Genomic DNA, 15,479 nt, shown 5'->3' with positions numbered 1-15,479 from the left:
TATCAAGCGCTGTAGCAGCTTTACAGGGTGGTGATAGAATGGTGTCATCTCAATGTCATTATGTGGGATAAAAAGGCTAAACAGTCTGCATCTGCTTTTTGTTCAATGTTAAGACGTAGTGGTTGGTACTTTGTTCCGTGTAAGTATGATCATTAGCGTATTATAGCTTCATTACCAATGCAATTAGTTGAACAAGGATCAAAATATAATTGGTCAAAAGCGGGTTATAGGACTTGGAACAGCCCTTTCTAGCTTAGGTAGAGGTATAAAGACCGTTTCATCAGAAAGTAAAGTTTATTACCAATAATTGGTGAATGGAAAGGAGATTTAAGCTCTCCAGGGAGGCTATTAACTGGCAGACGAGGTCAGATAAAGTATTGGTCACGTTGTGGTGGCGCATTATTACCAGCATTACATGCAACAGCTCCAAATGAGAACTTCAACCTCTGTATAGCAGGAGTTCCTGGATCTGGAAAATCTGTTTTTATGCAAGAAATGATGCTATCAGTTCTGGGCATTGGGGGTAAGGTTTTTGTCCTTGATTATGGAAGATCATTTAAGCGTACATGCTTGATTCTAGGTGGCAGCTACATAGAATTTGATATGAAAAACCCAATGTCAATTAATCCATTTTCAGAAGTACCAGAAAACGATACTGAAAAAGCTATAGAAGCTAGATCAGACTTTTTATCAAGTTTTCCATCTATTTTAGCAACCATGGCTGCTCCTCAATATGGAACAAGTGATTTGCAGCAGCCTATGTTACAAAAAGCTCTGATATCAGTGTGGCAGAATAAGGGCTCTAAGGCTGAAATAACTGATATTGCCGACTGGTTACTAGCTAGAAAAGAATCATATGCTCAGGAGCTTGGCAATATTTCCTTTTACTAAAGATGGACAACATGGTAAGTTTTTTAGTGGCAAAGCTGAGTTGTCATTGAACTCAGATATAGTAGTAATTGAAACTGATCATTTAAGGTCTGTACCGGAGCTACTAGCAGTGATTGTACAAATAATGATTGTTCATATCAATCAAACTATGGTTAAGGGAGATAGAAGTAGACCATTTTTAATTATGATTGATGAAGCCTGGAAGTTACTAGCTGGAAAGCGTTCAGGAGAATTTATTGAAGAAGCTGGCAGAATAGCTAGAAAATATAATGGTTCAATTACTTTAGCTACTCAACACCGGTAAAAAATTTAACTAAAGCTACTGAAAATAGAAGCTGGATATATGATCCAACCTATGTTCAAAAATCTGATATTAAAACAAAAAGTGGTATAATATAGCTAAACCACTATAAAACAGTTATGTTATATACTTTTCGAACAGAGTGTCAACGCCACAATGATATTTCATTCTTCTAGATTTAGCTTGAAACCATTTTTTTTCAATAGGATTTAAATCAGGAGAATAAGGGGGTAAATACTCTATGCCCTTCTTTTTCTAGCATAGTTTTTAAATACGGGCTTTTATGAAAACTTGCATTATCCATCACAACTATAGAATTATTAGGTAATTTCAGTATTAAATCATGTTTTACCCAACCGTTAAAATAGCAGTATTAACAGTCAAAATTGATACGGTTAGCAGCGATTTATTTACTAATGTGCCTATAACTCTTTTTGATGGATGCCAATCATGCATTCCGTAACATCTCATACCTTTTGCTGTATATCCGTAGTTCTAGGAGCACTAGAAATAAAACCGCTCTCTCTAAGACAATAACCTTTCCTTATACCTTTTTATCTTATCCTGAAATTCTAATCTCTCTTCTTCTTTTGCCTTCGGGTGTTGTAAGTTTTTTTTATACGTTCAATCTCTTTAATGCTTTTTGTATACCAGATTTACTTACTCCTAGCCGCTCAGCTCTTTCATATTGGATGGTCACTATATTGTGACACTTTATCAATAGAAATTTTTGTTGGAGCTCGTTCTTTAACGGCAATCTTACTCCATACAAATACTTTTCTCCAAAACCTTTTGATACTCATTCAAAGCTCATTTTCTCTATTTCCCTTATAGCCTTTTTTCTAAAATCTATCGTCATACTAATTTCATTGCATCTTATTATTACTCACTGTTTTATACTAGTTTCGCTATAGTACTCACTTTTTACAGTGTATGATGCGAGTGCTTTTTGAACTACTTTTAGTATATTTAGTTGTAAATTTGAAGTATGATAAGGATTTAAAGAGCTTTGAACTTCTTTTCAAGAAGTTGCCGATTTTTCATAGTTAATATACCTGTAGTTTTTTTGCTAAATAATAGTGTGCCTTCAAAATTTGAATAATATTCTCATTGCATATCTGTTGTATAATAGAACTATTAATAGAATCAATGAATGGCTGTGGTATTTGAATATTAGAGTTGCATAGAATATTTAATGTACATATTGCATAAATAGAATTAGATAAGTCTTGAGGATTAAAGTGTTCAATTATATTAGTGGCCTGATTTATCCAAGCCTGAAGGAATGGCTCTGATGGCTTGATTTTTAATGCCCTAATAATGCCCATATAGAATTAGCTAAAGCTTTATATCGAACTCTGTGGTTTATAATAGATTTTATTCAAAGTATCTGTTTTTAATTTATAATATTTTCATACATTTAGTTGGGTATAGCTATTAGTGCATAGCGTGTTATTCAGTATAGTAGTATTACTTAATAACGCTTTTATAGAGATGAGTAATAGTGAACAACGACAACTGTAAGACGAATTTTGTCATTAAAGCAGCCAATCGTGATAATGTTATTATCAGTGGATATGCTACTGTTTTTAATATTGTTGATAGTTCTGGAGACTGTATCCTTAAAGGAGCATTTAAAAATATTTATCAAAACTATAATCAATCCGATATTAAGTTACTCTGGCAACATGACATGGATTTTCCTATTGGATTAATTACTAATATTATAGAAGATGAATATGGAGTTGAAATTGAAGCAAGTATTAATCAGCATATTCAAAAAGGGCAGGAAGCTATAGCACTAATTCAACAAGGAGTAATTAACAATTTTAGTATTGGTTTTACTATTGAGGATTTTAGTTATAACGAGCAAGGTAATAGAATAATAAAATCTGCATTACTATGGGAGGTGAGTCTAGTTACTTTTCCAGCCAATAAATATGCTAAAATACACAATCTTAAAAACGCTTCAATACTTAACTTTAATCAGCAGCAGCTTATACTGAACTTATTAAGTGAAGCACAAAAATCACTAAACAACATTATCTAAATATATATTATGCAAATCGAACAAATTAATAATAAGATTTTAGAATTATCAAATGATTGGGCTAAACATAAAAATGAATTAGCATCAAAAAATATGATTCAAAAACTTGAGAATAAAATACATAACCTTGAAACTATCATAGCTAGGCAAGATTTTTTAACTAATAGTTATGTTGGCTCAAATTATAGCACCAAGGGATTAAATGAATTTATTAGATTTGGGGAACTAGCTGCTACTCAACTTAATACCAAATCAACTCAACTTACAGCTAGTGGTGAAGAAGGAGGCTACTATTTGACACAGCCAACTTTACATCAAAAAATTATTGGCGGTATTAAACATAAATCTCCAATGCGCCAACTTGCTAATATTGAATCAATATCTGGTAGTGTATTAGATATAGTAATTGAAGATAATGAGTTTGCAACTGGCTGGGTTGCAGAACAAGATGATCGTGTAAGTACTAATTCTTCTGTTCTATTACGTCGTAAAATTGCAGTACATGAACTCTATGCTCAACCTAAAGCTACTCAAAAGCTTTTAGATGATTCTAACATCAATATTGAGAACTGGCTAATTGAGAGATTAGAAGAAAGCTTTGCTAATGCTGAAAATAGAAGTTTTATTTTTGGAAATGGTATTAGCCAACCACGTGGTATATTATATAAGCCTGAAGAATATGCTATTGAAATTATAAAGTGCAATAAAATAGATCTTGAAGCATTACTATTACTAATTAATTCACTTGATGATTATTATCATGCCAATTCAACATTGTTAATGCATCGTACTACTCTATCAAAAATTCAAACTATTCAAGATTCTTTAGGTAGATTTATTTGGCAACCTAAATTATCAACAAGTTTACCACAAACAATCTTAGGAATACCGGTAATATGCGCAAGTGATATGCCAATTGCTCAGCTAACTGATGATGCTACATTTTGTTATCCTATTGTATTAGCTGATTTTAAACTGGCATATAAAATTGTTGATCATGCTACTAACATTAAAATGACACGTGATCCATATACTGAAAAGCCTTTTATAAAATTTTATGCAGTAAAACGAGTTGGAGGAGATATTATTGTTTCTAAAGCAATAAGAATTCTACAACTCAATAAAGACAAGTAATTATATCATTAAAGAGAAGTTTTATTATGGGTGACAATTATTACTACACTATTAGTAGAATACATGAACAACAACTGCTATCTATAGCAGAAATTAAAAATTATTTACGCATAAATAGCAATGACTTTCAGAACGAAGTAGAGAACTCTCTTTTAAATACACTAACTATAGCTGCTATTAGTTATGCAGAGAGATTTTTGCACGCCAGCTTAATTGAAAAAGATATTTGTTATATAATTGAAAGAATTAAAAATACTATGATTTTGCTACCGATTGTGCCAGCAAAAAAAATTCTTATCATTAAAAATGAGAGCGATAATTCTATTATTGATCAGCAACTTTATCAGTTAAATTATAATGGTACTAATATTCAATTTTTAAGCAATAAGTTTATTAATAAGTCGGTTAAGGTTGAATATACTACTGCTACAGCTGTAGATTTTTCGATTATTAACGCAATTAAACCTGGGCTATTACTGCATATAAGTGAGTTGTATGATCGAAGAATTTTAGAGTCAAAAGTCTTTGCTAGTATTAACCAAATATATCAAAGTTATAAAAAAATATTAGTATAAAATACATATTATACAGTAGATTAGAACACAATATTACTTTGAATAATAAATAGCTTGAACAAAATTACTATCTAGAAATTTTCACTCTTAAACTTCATCATAATAAAGAGCCAGAATAATGTATTTATCAGTATTACAACAATTTCAAAATGATTTGTATAATTTACTTAGTACTAACTTAATTTTAAAAAAAAATATTAAAAATATTTATCTTAAATTACAAAAAAATAATCATACTCCATTTATAGTAGTAGAATTTTTAACAGCTAATAATTTAACTAGTGTAGATTTAATAACATATGAATTGAGTTTTAACATAGCCATTTTTACTCATGATTTAACTCATGATAGAATTATGGAAATAGGAGAACAAATTTTAAAAACTGTTACTTCATTATACTTTAATAAACAAAAAAACAAATATTTAGTAGTAAATCTTAGATTTCAAAGCATATCTTGGCATGTTGATAAGCTATTTATTACTGATAAATTTAATATACATTACAAATCAATTTTACAATACTGCGAAAGATATAATGACTAATTTTCACGATGTTAGAATACCAGATTTTATAGCAATACATGCTTATGGAGGGCCGGTATTTAATACTTATCATATATCTACAGTCTCAGGACATGAATATAGATATATAACTGGCCTTATCCGATACAAAAATATACTATTAAAAATTGCTACCTAAGCGAGGAACAGCTTAACTCGCTTAACAGTTTTTTTCGTTCTAGAAAAGGTAAGGCATTTTCCTTTCGTTTAAAAGACCATGCAGACTTTGCTGTTAACAGACAATTAATTAACCCTATATTTATTAAGGATAATATCTTTCAATTAATCAAAATTTATGAAGATGAATGTGAAATAGCTTACCGTAAAATTACCAAGCCAGTAAAAGAATCTATAAAAATAGAGAGCGAAAATAATGAAATAGTCAAATTTGAAGCTGATTATAATACTGGAATTGTGTATTTTGCAAATTCGCTTAATTTAACTAAAAATTTGTATATTACCTACCAATTTGATGTACAAGTGCGCTTTGATAATGATTCATTAGTTTATAGTATTAACTCTGATCAAACAATAATAATAAGTAATCTTGAATTGATAGAAGTTATATAAATTATGCACGTTTTTTCTGATGAATTTGCTAAAAAAATTAGTAGTTCAAACAACATCAACTTTTGTTATAAAATTACCTTATCAACGGGAGAAAAACTATATTTAACCTCATCCCATACTTCAATATTACTTGATAATAATTTGTATTTACCTAACTCAGGATTAATTATTAATAGTATTAGCATAAATGATTCAGGAGAAGCTATAGCTGAAATTGAAGGTATTTTTGATGATTATGGTATAAAATACGATCAGATACTTCATGATTTAAAAATTGAAATATTTGTTACTATCGATCAGGATACTTATAGTGATTTTTTTACTTTCTACTGTACTGAGATTAATCATAACAAAGTTAAATTTTACCTTTATTTATCATCTATTAGCTTCAAACTGTATCAAACTATATTAAAAACATATAGTAAAAGCTGCAGGGCTAATTTAGGTGATAAATATTGCAAAGTTAAGATTGATCAATAATTCAAACCTATAAAGTTGAATGCATTCAAGCTAATAAGATTACAGTTATTAATTGTTGCTCACAAAGCACAAATTACATTTATGGTAAAGCTATATTTTCTTCTCAACAAAATTTGCATTATAAATTTAATATTATTAAACATTATAACATTTCATTGATGAATAGCATAATCGAGACTAATATTACTATTCCTAAGTTTTTATATAATACTACAGATATCAAGCTAATTACTGGCTGTGATAAAACTTTTAGCAGTTGTATTAAAAAATTTAATAATGCAATCAATTTTCGAGGAGAGCCATTTATCGATGCTCTTAAAACTTATAAATAAACAAAGTTAGTTATGTACTTTTTAGCCTATTTGTATAAAATAAATTGGTATTGTAAGCTATTACCTTAAATCATAGCTTTAAGCACAAACAAAATTTATAAAAAATCAGTATGGTACAGGAAGTAAAGCGCAGTTATTTTTTTTATGATGAAAATACTTTAAATAAGGGTTATTCAAAAGATAGCAACTATAAGCATAACTACTATAATCATCCTAGTTCTATTGAATCAATTAAAAATCAGCATAAGTTAGTTTTAAATGCTACGCAGAATATAATTATCAGCTCATTTAAAAAAATGAATTTGATATTTTTATTTGTATCATTAACTATTATTGTTGTTACTTCTTTATATTTAGTTAGTAGTCAGTTATTTAATGAACTCTATATTTTTATTCTAAGCTCTCTTACAATAATGCTGATAGGGTATTTAATTAATATTTATAAAATACAAAAACTAACAAGAATAGAATTAATGTATGATCAGCTTTATAATTCTTCAAACAGCTGTCACTTGCACAATAATTTAAAGTTATAAAAAACGATACCTTAAAGTAAAATTATAGCATATTCAAATAATGGCGTGTTATAGATACAATTATAGGTAGTTATCAAATATCTTAGATTCATTTGTCTTGACACAGTTTTTAACTTTCTTGTATTATTAAAGTTTAAAGCATAGGTTTAGGTCAAATCCCTTAAATATTTTAATAAAATGAAAAGAATTTTTATAGTTGTAATACTGCCAATAATTTTTGCCTATTTTATTATAGAAAAAACTGGTATACTGGAATATATGAAAAAGTCAGATTTGCATGATGAGGATTTTATGATTTACGATGACGATAGTATATATGTTTACACTAAGCCAAACTGTCCATATTGTGTAAATGCAAAGTTGCTTTTAAAGCAAAAATCAGTAGCATTTAAAGAAATAGATATTAGTAGTAATCAGCAACTACATGAAAAACTAAAGCAAGAGACTTTTCAAAATACTGTACCATATATATTTATATATGGACAATTTATTGGTGGTTATCTTCAATTACAAGATCTTGATAATACCAAAAAATTGGATGAATTATTGGCTCAGAAATAAAATTTTTAAGCAAGAGTTTTTACTTCTTTTTTATTAACTTTTGGACAGTAAAGTAATTCTTGTTTAAATCTATATTTTTAATTAATTATGTTTTTTCTTGCAACTGTCTGAGATCCAATTTAGATATTCATTGCTGCCATTTGTTAATTTTAACTGAACAACTTGTGGATTGTCATAATTGCTAAATTGACGAATCACTTGTTCAACTTTTTCATAATTAATATTCATAGTTTTAATCATTAATCTATATTCATTTGACTTGCAAATATTATGCTTCCAAAAATATATGCTACATATCTTATCAATTTGTACACATGCTACAAGATGTAACTCTATAAGCTTATGAGCAATTTTTTTTGCTTTTTGATTAGTGTCAATAGTAGTTAATATAATGCTATAATCTTCTGCATTTACTATATTATTTTCAGAGTTAATCATATATTTCAATTTTGCGCAGAGTCTTTATTGTATTATGGTTATGTTCTTAACATTTTTGCTTATTTAATCTTAGAAAAAATTTTTAAAATTGTTGAATTTATCTAGCATGTCACTACCTTTTATTCCCTTCATTCCCTTTTTAGCAAAAGAAGTTATATTTTGCAATTTTTTTAATAACATATTGACCCTTTGAACTGATGTCCCAGAACCATCTGCAATGCGTTTTTTACGTTTAGCATTAATTATATCTGGATTTAATTTTTCTTGCTTAGTCATAGATAAAATTATTGCTTGCTCTAACTTTATGCTGTCTTGATCAAATGGATTTTGGTTAATTTGTGGCAAAATTTTATTTATTCCGGGTAGAAGATTAAGTATAGCTGCCATTCCACCAATTTTATTAATATTTTGCAATTGATGATAGTAGTCTTCGAGGTTAAAGTTACCTTTTTTTAACTTTTCAACTGATTTAATTGCATTATCTTTACTAATTACTTTAGCTGCTTTCTCTACTAGTGAAACAATATCGCCCTTACCTAATATACGTGAGGCAATTCTTTCTGGATGAAATTCTTCTAAATCATTAGTTTTTTCTCCTGTACCAAGAAATTTTATTGGTTTACCAGTAACATATTTAATACTTAATGCAGCTCCTCCTCTAGAATCTCCATCAATTTTAGTTAATATTATACCAGAAATATTCAGCTTTTGATTGAAATTATGAGCGACATTTACTGCTTCTTGACCAATTAGGGAATCCACTACTAAAAGTATTTCCTTAGGATCAATTATCTTTTTTATATTATCTAATTCTTGCAACATTATTTCATCAATATGTAGACGCCCTGCAGTATCATAAATTACTATATCATAACCAAGTAATTTTGCTTCTTTAGTACTTCGTGCTATAATTTGAAAAATATCTTCATTTGAAATTATAGGTAATGATAATATAGTTTCATGATTTTGTACTAATTTTTCTAGCTGTTCCTTAGCAGCAGGACGATAAGTATCTAGTGAAACCACCATCACTTTTTTGTTTTGTTTAGCTAGTTTCATTGCTAATTTAGCTGTTGTAGTAGTTTTACCACTGCCTTGTAGACCAATCATCATGATGTTAACTGGTGGTTCAAATTGAATATGTAGTGCTTGCTCTGTTTCTGTGCTACTAAGAACCTTTATCATTTCATCACTGATGATTTTAATAACCATTTGTCCAGGTGTTACAGAACGAATAACTTCTTGCCCTGTTGCCCGTTCTACAACATTATTCATAAAGTCTTTAATAACTTTTAACGAAACATCTGCTTCTAGCAGTGCAATTCTGACTTCCCGTGTAATTGTTAAGATTTGTTGTTCAGATAAATAAGCACTACCTTTAATTTTATCAAAGATATCACTAAGTTTTTGAGTTAAAGTTTGAAACATGATTTTCCTTTGAGCTAATTAAATGTATTAAAATATTTTACTGTATATTCTTTTATTTATTACAATATAGCAAATTTTTGCTACCAATACAAAATAATATAGTCTTATAAAATTAAGAATAATATTATCCTTCTCCTTCGTTATATAACTTAATAAGCCTCTGACTTGAACATTTTTCTCCTTTTGAGTACATGCATCCTCTTGAGTGCTTGTAACACCTTCTTCCTCAAAATGCAGCAGCTTTTCAATTCTTCGTTATTTAAATTGTGTATTATTTTTTGTTTCATTTCACTTGGTAAATGAGACCAAGATGCTGTATTTGTTTCCTGTAATTTTAGTCCTCATCCAATGATGTAGTTGCGTCAAGTTTAGCTCTTTCCATTTCTTCTTCAAGATGCCTTTCAATATAAGTCTATATATAGAGAATTTCTTTACTATATTAATATTGAAGCTATAACTCTTAAGCTTAATAATATGAATAACCAATAACTTTATTAGTTGTAGACCTTAGTGGATTTTCAGGAAATTCAGCACAAACCTGCTCTAATGGAGTTTTATTATTGCTTTATTCTTGTATATTAGTGATCTAACAAAATATCTACAAGATTTACATAACCTAACGAAATAGTCTAACTGAAAACGGAAATAGAATCTAAATCAATGGATTACATATAATCTTTACAATGTCCGAGTTACCATTTTCAATAACATAACATATTATTATAGTATACTTGATGTATTTAGTGTATTAAGACTTCTACTAGATAATAAAAGCTTTACTTGATCAACTCTTTGCATTTTACATGTCAAGTATAAAGCGCTATTATTAAAACACAATCTTGTAGGTTAGTATTAACTCTAGAGTTTAATAATAACTTTGCAATATCTGTGCATTATGGTTGAGTAGCCAAATACAAAATAGAGAACACAACCTCATCCGGCAGGTTTATATTGCTATTATCTATCTTAAGTAGTCGTGTTACTTCAGCTAGATTTCTACTTTTAATAGCTAAAAGCAAGTCTACCCATTTGGATTCCTCATGATACCTTTATTTAGTTATTAAAAAATCTGTATAGGATTATGTAGCAATTAAGGACCATTAATATAACTTACTAATCGATCCTATGCAAAACTATATAAATAATAACTATTATTAAGTTGAGCCAAGTAAAAAAGCAATAACAGATATTGTTTCTAAATTTCTACTGTACTTCTATTTTCCTACTTTTTCTATATTCTAAAATTCATATTGCACTCAAATTAAACAAGCATATAAAATATTAAGAATGTTTAAATGAAATAGTTCCCTCGCTGCACTTCTGAATTTGAGGAATTTGCTGTATAGATTCATCTTGTATTAGTTTTGAGTATCCAGTTTGGTCAATATTTCCACCAGAGATAATAACTAAAACCTTTTTAGCAGTATTCTGTCTTAAAAGCCAGTTACATACTGCAGCCATATTAATTGCACTTGAAGGTTCGCAAGTAACTTTTAGTAAAGAAGTAATCCAAGTTGTCCAATAATAGATAGCTTGCTCTGATACAAGTACCATATCATCTAGTTCTTTTATATATTGAAAAGTTCGTTCTGATATATTTAAGGCACTAAGACCATCAGCAAGAGTATTTGGAGATTTTGGTAAGGTGAAAATGCTATTTTGACACAATGATGTAAAAGCATCATTAGCATGTAGTGGTTCTGATCCTATGATTTGAACTGAAGGATAAGTTCTAATTTTAGCTATATATGTTCCTGATAATAACCCTCCTCCACCGCAAGAAGCAAATACTGCATTTGGAACAAAAGGTAATTGCTGTAAAGCTTCATAGTACACAGTTCCAGCCCCAGCAATGATACTATCACTATCTGAGGGATGCAGGTAATAAAATCCATTATTTTTCTCAAACTTAGCTAGTTGTTCTGCTTCAATTCTTTTTTTAGTTAAAATTACTGTTGCTCCAAAATACTTTGCCATATTTAATTTTGTTTTAGAAATACAGTTGGAATATATTTTAACTTTATTTAAGTTTAGTAATTTTGCAACAAGTGCTACTGCTATTCCATGATTGCCAGTAGTATAAGTAGCAATATTCATTGGGAGTAATTGCTTTTCTTGCAATATAAGTAAATGATTAAGTACTCCTCTTATCTTAAATGAGCCAGATTTTTGTAATGATTCAACTTTAAAGTATATTTCATGCCCCAAAATTTTGTTAAGGTAATCTGAATATAAAATTGGAGTTTGATAGATATATGGCTTAATTCGATTATAAGCTTTAGTAATGCTCAACATAATTTTTTCTAGCTAAAAATATGCTTATTATGCAAAATATTCATGTTTAAGAGATATAAGATAATTGAATTTAATTGCATGTGTGATTATATAGATTATCATGATATACTAGTAAATAAAAATTCAATTATATTTAGTGACGCAAATTGATGATATTGATAATAGTGTTTTACCATTATTTCCAATAAGAAACACAGTATTATTTCCTGGACTGGTATTGCCTATATTTATTGGCAGAGATGAGTCGGTTAAAAATTTATTGAGGTTAGGCAATGATTTTGAGGATCAGAATACTATCTTACTTACTGCTCAAAAAAGTCCTGATGATGTAAAACCATCAATAAGTTCCTTATATGAAATTGGAGTATTAGCCAAAATAATTGAGCTAGTTAAATTACCTAATAATAATTACAAAATCTTGATAGAAGTATTGGATCGGGTTAAGCTAACAGTAAGCCATTCACAAGAGCTTTTAGTAGCTAAATATGTAGTTATTCCAGACGATGAAATTAATAATTCTGATGAAGTAAAGGATAAGTTAGCAAATGTAATAGTTCTTTTTAATAAGTATATTAGGTTAAGTAAAAAAATTAATCCAGATTTATTAGTTCATGTTTTATCATATACTAATCAAAGCCATATAGTTAATGCTTTAGCTGCAAATTTGATTTGTAGTATTGCTAGCAAGCAGTCTTTGTTAGAAACAACTAATATTAAGGAGAGGATAGAAAAGCTAACTGAAAACGTCGCCAAAGAGATTGTTATCCTGGAAACAGATGAATTAATTACTTCTAAAGCGCAGAAAAATCTAGAAAAAATGCAACGTGATTGCTTTCTTAATGAAAAAATGAAAATCATTAAGAATGTTTTAGGAGTAGATGATGAAAAATCAGATATTGCTGAATTACAAAAAAAAATCAATAGCTTACGCCTATCGAAAGAAGCAAAAGCAAAAGCTGAAAGTGAATTGAAAAAATTAAAGATGATGAATCCAATTTCAGCAGAAGCAGCATTAACACGTAATTACTTAGATATTTTATTAGGGCTTCCATGGAATAAAGAAAAAGAAGGTAAGGTTAACATTAATATTGATAAAGCTTTACAGGTTTTAAATGCGGATCATCATGGACTAGAAAAAGTAAAAGAAAGAATAACTGAATATTTAGCAGTATTACAGAGAACAAAAAAATCTATAGGAACAATCTTATGTTTTGTGGGCCCTCCTGGAGTCGGAAAAACATCTTTAGTAAAATCAATCGCAAATGCTATAAAACGTAAGTATGCTAAATTTGCACTAGGTGGAGTGCGAGATGAGGCAGAAATTCGTGGACATAGAAAAACTTATATTGGTGCAATGCCAGGTAAAATTATTTCCTTAATAAAAAGAGAGAATAGTAATAATCTTGTTATGTTATTAGATGAAATTGATAAGATTTCTAGAGATTCTCGAGGTGATCCAGCATTTGCTTTATTAGAGGCCTTAGATCCAGAACAAAATAGCCGCTTTCAAGATAATTATCTAGAAGTTGAATATGATCTTTCAAAGGTTATTTTTGTTGCTACAGCAAATAGTTTTAATTTTCCATTACCTTTGCGTGATCGCATGGAAATAATTCAGATCTCTGGATATATTGAAGATGAAAAATTGGCAATAGCTAAACATCATCTTATTCCTAAACAAATGGAAATTAATGGTTTAACAGATACAGAAATTAGTTTTTCTGATGAAGCAATACTAGAACTAATAAGATACTATACACGAGAAGCTGGAGTTAGATCTTTAGAGAGAAATATTGGAGGGTTATGCCGTAAAGTTCTTAAGAAAATTTTAAGTATTCAGGATATAAAATCAGAAAATATTAGCCAAGAAAATATTAAAGATTATCTTGGACCTAGAAAGTATAAGTATGGTCTTATTGAAGATAATAATCAAGTAGGTATTACTGTTGGACTAGCATATACTGAAACAGGTGGAGATTTAATTTGGGTTGAAGCAGTAATGATACCTGGTAAAGGGAAAATTAAAGCTACAGGAAAATTAGGAGATGTCATGAAGGAATCAAGTCAAACTGCATTTAGTTATTTTTGCTCTAGAGCTCAAAAATACAATGTAGAGTATGAGCGGTATCATAAGTATGATATTCACCTGCATTTTCCAGAAGGAGCTACACCGAAAGATGGGCCATCTGCAGGTATAGCTATCTTTACTACAATAGTATCTTTAATGATAGGAGTACCTGTAAAACTTTCTGTAGCAATGACTGGAGAAATTACCTTAAGAGGTAGAATACTACCTATTGGCGGACTTAAAGAAAAATTAATGGCAGCAAAGCGAGGAGGAATTAAAACAGTAATTATTCCAGAAGGTAATACAAGTGATTTAGACGAGATACCTGATAGTATTAAAAATGATTTAGATATTATTCCACTATCAGAAGCTGATCAAGTACTTGATATTGCTTTTGCTAGCCCAGTAATAGATTTACCTGCTAAGAAAAATGGCTTAATTAATGAATTAAAACAATAAAAAAGTATACAAAAAGTTTGTCTATTTAAGAAATTTTTTGAGTAAATGAATAGTGATGTTGCGTTTATACTCTAATGAGTACTTATCAAGTAGTTCTACTGTTTGTTGAATTACACTAAATTCTCTAGTTAGTCTAAGGGCTAAATAGTTAATTATTTTTGTTGATACTTTTAATGAGCGCTCAGAGAATAATTTCATTAAAATAATTTTCGTCATTTCATTGTCTGGCTGATAAAGTTTTATAGTTAAAATAGAACTTATTCTAGAGGCAAGATCTGCTAATATAAAATTAGTAGGATAAGTACAACATGTTAGCATTAAAAATTTATTATTTTCATGTAACATATTAAAAATATGTAATAATTTTTTTTCTGACCAAGGTTTTTTATCTATATCTTCTATAATAAAACTTTGTTTAGCTTGATAAAATTGATCAATATTATTATTAGAGCTAGATATAAAAACTGCATTAGCACATTTCTGCCAGATATTTGCTAAGTAAGTTTTACCAGAAGAAGGTGGACCATAAACAAGTAATGATTTAGAGTATGGTGCTATTCCCCATCTAGAAGGCCAGTTTTTTATTAAATTATATGCGTTAAAGTTAGAGCTTGAGATGATATAGTCATCTTCTAAATATTGAGGATTATTTTGAAAATTTATAATATGCTGCATATTTTTAAACATTAAAACTTTAAAGATAATAGTATATACTTGCTGTAAAGATAGTTTTTATAGCATAAGTTTAGAATAGAGAAAAGATAGAAACAAGAATAACTTTATATTTAAGATATAAATT

17 protein-coding genes and 2 pseudogenes are annotated in these 15,479 nt (G+C 28.9%); 12 read left to right on the top strand and 7 right to left on the bottom strand.

What is annotated here, in order from left to right; all coding sequences use genetic code 11:
• Positions 1–1,186, top strand: a pseudogene (locus OCHUTO_RS05955) (TraG/VirB4 family ATPase); the annotation flags it as partial.
• A 123-nt stretch (positions 1,187–1,309) separates the two neighbouring features.
• Here OCHUTO_RS05955 and OCHUTO_RS06990 read toward each other — a convergent pair.
• Positions 1,310–1,435, bottom strand: a complete 126-nt coding sequence (locus tag OCHUTO_RS06990) for a transposase (RefSeq protein WP_198139645.1) — start codon at positions 1,433–1,435, stop codon at positions 1,310–1,312.
• A gap of 803 nt (positions 1,436–2,238) precedes the next feature.
• Positions 2,239–2,520: a hypothetical protein gene (locus OCHUTO_RS00375; RefSeq protein ID WP_045796906.1), complete on the bottom strand. Its 282-nt coding sequence runs from the start codon at positions 2,518–2,520 to the stop codon at positions 2,239–2,241.
• A 176-nt stretch (positions 2,521–2,696) separates the two neighbouring features.
• Between OCHUTO_RS00375 and OCHUTO_RS00370 the strand changes: the two genes are divergently transcribed.
• The 10 genes from OCHUTO_RS00370 (at position 2,697) to OCHUTO_RS00330 (ending at position 7,992) form a co-directional block, all read left to right on the top strand.
• Positions 2,697–3,242, top strand: coding sequence for an HK97 family phage prohead protease (locus tag OCHUTO_RS00370; RefSeq protein WP_045796905.1), 546 nt, complete (start codon positions 2,697–2,699; stop codon positions 3,240–3,242).
• 9 nt (positions 3,243–3,251) lie between these two features.
• Positions 3,252–4,376, top strand: a complete 1,125-nt coding sequence (locus OCHUTO_RS00365) for a phage major capsid protein (protein ID WP_045796904.1) — start codon at positions 3,252–3,254, stop codon at positions 4,374–4,376.
• 26 nt (positions 4,377–4,402) lie between these two features.
• Positions 4,403–4,951: a head-tail connector protein gene (locus tag OCHUTO_RS00360; protein WP_045796903.1), complete on the top strand. Its 549-nt coding sequence runs from the start codon at positions 4,403–4,405 to the stop codon at positions 4,949–4,951.
• A 118-nt stretch (positions 4,952–5,069) separates the two neighbouring features.
• Entirely contained in the window at positions 5,070–5,495 is a 426-nt protein-coding gene (locus OCHUTO_RS00355) for a hypothetical protein (RefSeq protein WP_045796902.1), read from the top strand.
• Positions 5,488–5,652, top strand: a complete 165-nt coding sequence (locus OCHUTO_RS06140) for a DUF2460 domain-containing protein (RefSeq protein ID WP_232296884.1) — start codon at positions 5,488–5,490, stop codon at positions 5,650–5,652. Before OCHUTO_RS00355 ends, OCHUTO_RS06140 begins: the two co-directional genes overlap by 8 nt.
• Complete coding sequence (locus tag OCHUTO_RS00350; protein WP_306305430.1) at positions 5,598–6,083, top strand: DUF2460 domain-containing protein; 486 nt, start codon at positions 5,598–5,600, stop codon at positions 6,081–6,083. Before OCHUTO_RS06140 ends, OCHUTO_RS00350 begins: the two co-directional genes overlap by 55 nt.
• A gap of 3 nt (positions 6,084–6,086) precedes the next feature.
• Positions 6,087–6,563 carry a DUF2163 domain-containing protein gene (locus OCHUTO_RS00345; protein ID WP_045796901.1) on the top strand — a complete coding sequence of 159 codons (477 nt, stop codon included), beginning with the start codon at positions 6,087–6,089 and terminating at the stop codon, positions 6,561–6,563.
• A gap of 113 nt (positions 6,564–6,676) precedes the next feature.
• On the top strand, positions 6,677–6,895 hold the full coding sequence (locus OCHUTO_RS00340) for a phage BR0599 family protein (protein WP_045796900.1): 219 nt from the start codon (positions 6,677–6,679) through the stop codon (positions 6,893–6,895).
• Between the two features lie 110 nt (positions 6,896–7,005).
• The gene (locus OCHUTO_RS00335; protein WP_045796899.1) at positions 7,006–7,431 is read left to right on the top strand and encodes a hypothetical protein; all 426 of its coding nucleotides are present in this window, start codon (positions 7,006–7,008) and stop codon (positions 7,429–7,431) included.
• A gap of 177 nt (positions 7,432–7,608) precedes the next feature.
• A complete protein-coding gene (locus tag OCHUTO_RS00330) occupies positions 7,609–7,992 on the top strand; it encodes a glutaredoxin domain-containing protein (protein WP_052694596.1) in 384 nt (127 codons plus the stop codon).
• An 81-nt stretch (positions 7,993–8,073) separates the two neighbouring features.
• Here OCHUTO_RS00330 and cutA read toward each other — a convergent pair whose 3' ends face one another.
• The 4 genes and pseudogenes from cutA to OCHUTO_RS00315 all read right to left on the bottom strand — a co-directional run bounded on the left by cutA (position 8,074) and on the right by OCHUTO_RS00315 (position 12,153).
• Positions 8,074–8,430, bottom strand: a complete 357-nt coding sequence (cutA, locus tag OCHUTO_RS00325) for a divalent-cation tolerance protein CutA (protein ID WP_045796898.1) — start codon at positions 8,428–8,430, stop codon at positions 8,074–8,076.
• A 69-nt stretch (positions 8,431–8,499) separates the two neighbouring features.
• Positions 8,500–9,858 (bottom strand): signal recognition particle protein, encoded by a 1,359-nt coding sequence (gene ffh, locus OCHUTO_RS00320; protein WP_045796897.1) that lies wholly within the window; start codon positions 9,856–9,858, stop codon positions 8,500–8,502.
• A 149-nt stretch (positions 9,859–10,007) separates the two neighbouring features.
• A pseudogene (locus tag OCHUTO_RS06985) lies at positions 10,008–10,166 on the bottom strand (hypothetical protein); the annotation flags it as partial.
• Between the two features lie 973 nt (positions 10,167–11,139).
• The gene (locus OCHUTO_RS00315; protein WP_045796896.1) at positions 11,140–12,153 is read right to left on the bottom strand and encodes a serine/threonine dehydratase; all 1,014 of its coding nucleotides are present in this window, start codon (positions 12,151–12,153) and stop codon (positions 11,140–11,142) included.
• A 154-nt stretch (positions 12,154–12,307) separates the two neighbouring features.
• On the opposite strand from OCHUTO_RS00315, the gene lon reads away from it, so the two are divergent.
• A complete protein-coding gene (gene lon / locus OCHUTO_RS00310; RefSeq protein WP_045796912.1) occupies positions 12,308–14,680 on the top strand; it encodes an endopeptidase La in 2,373 nt (790 codons plus the stop codon).
• Between the two features lie 21 nt (positions 14,681–14,701).
• On the opposite strand, the gene OCHUTO_RS00305 is transcribed toward lon, so the two are convergent.
• Entirely contained in the window at positions 14,702–15,355 is a 654-nt protein-coding gene (locus OCHUTO_RS00305; RefSeq protein ID WP_045796911.1) for an HdaA/DnaA family protein, read from the bottom strand.
• Between the last annotated feature and the right edge of the window lie 124 nt (positions 15,356–15,479).

The organism is Orientia chuto str. Dubai, from assembly GCF_000964595.1.
In the GTDB taxonomy this organism is placed as follows: Bacteria; Pseudomonadota; Alphaproteobacteria; order Rickettsiales; family Rickettsiaceae; genus Orientia; species Orientia mediorientalis.
The sequence above is the reverse complement of the archived record's forward strand: the minus strand, read 5'-3'. Positions and strand labels throughout refer to the sequence as shown.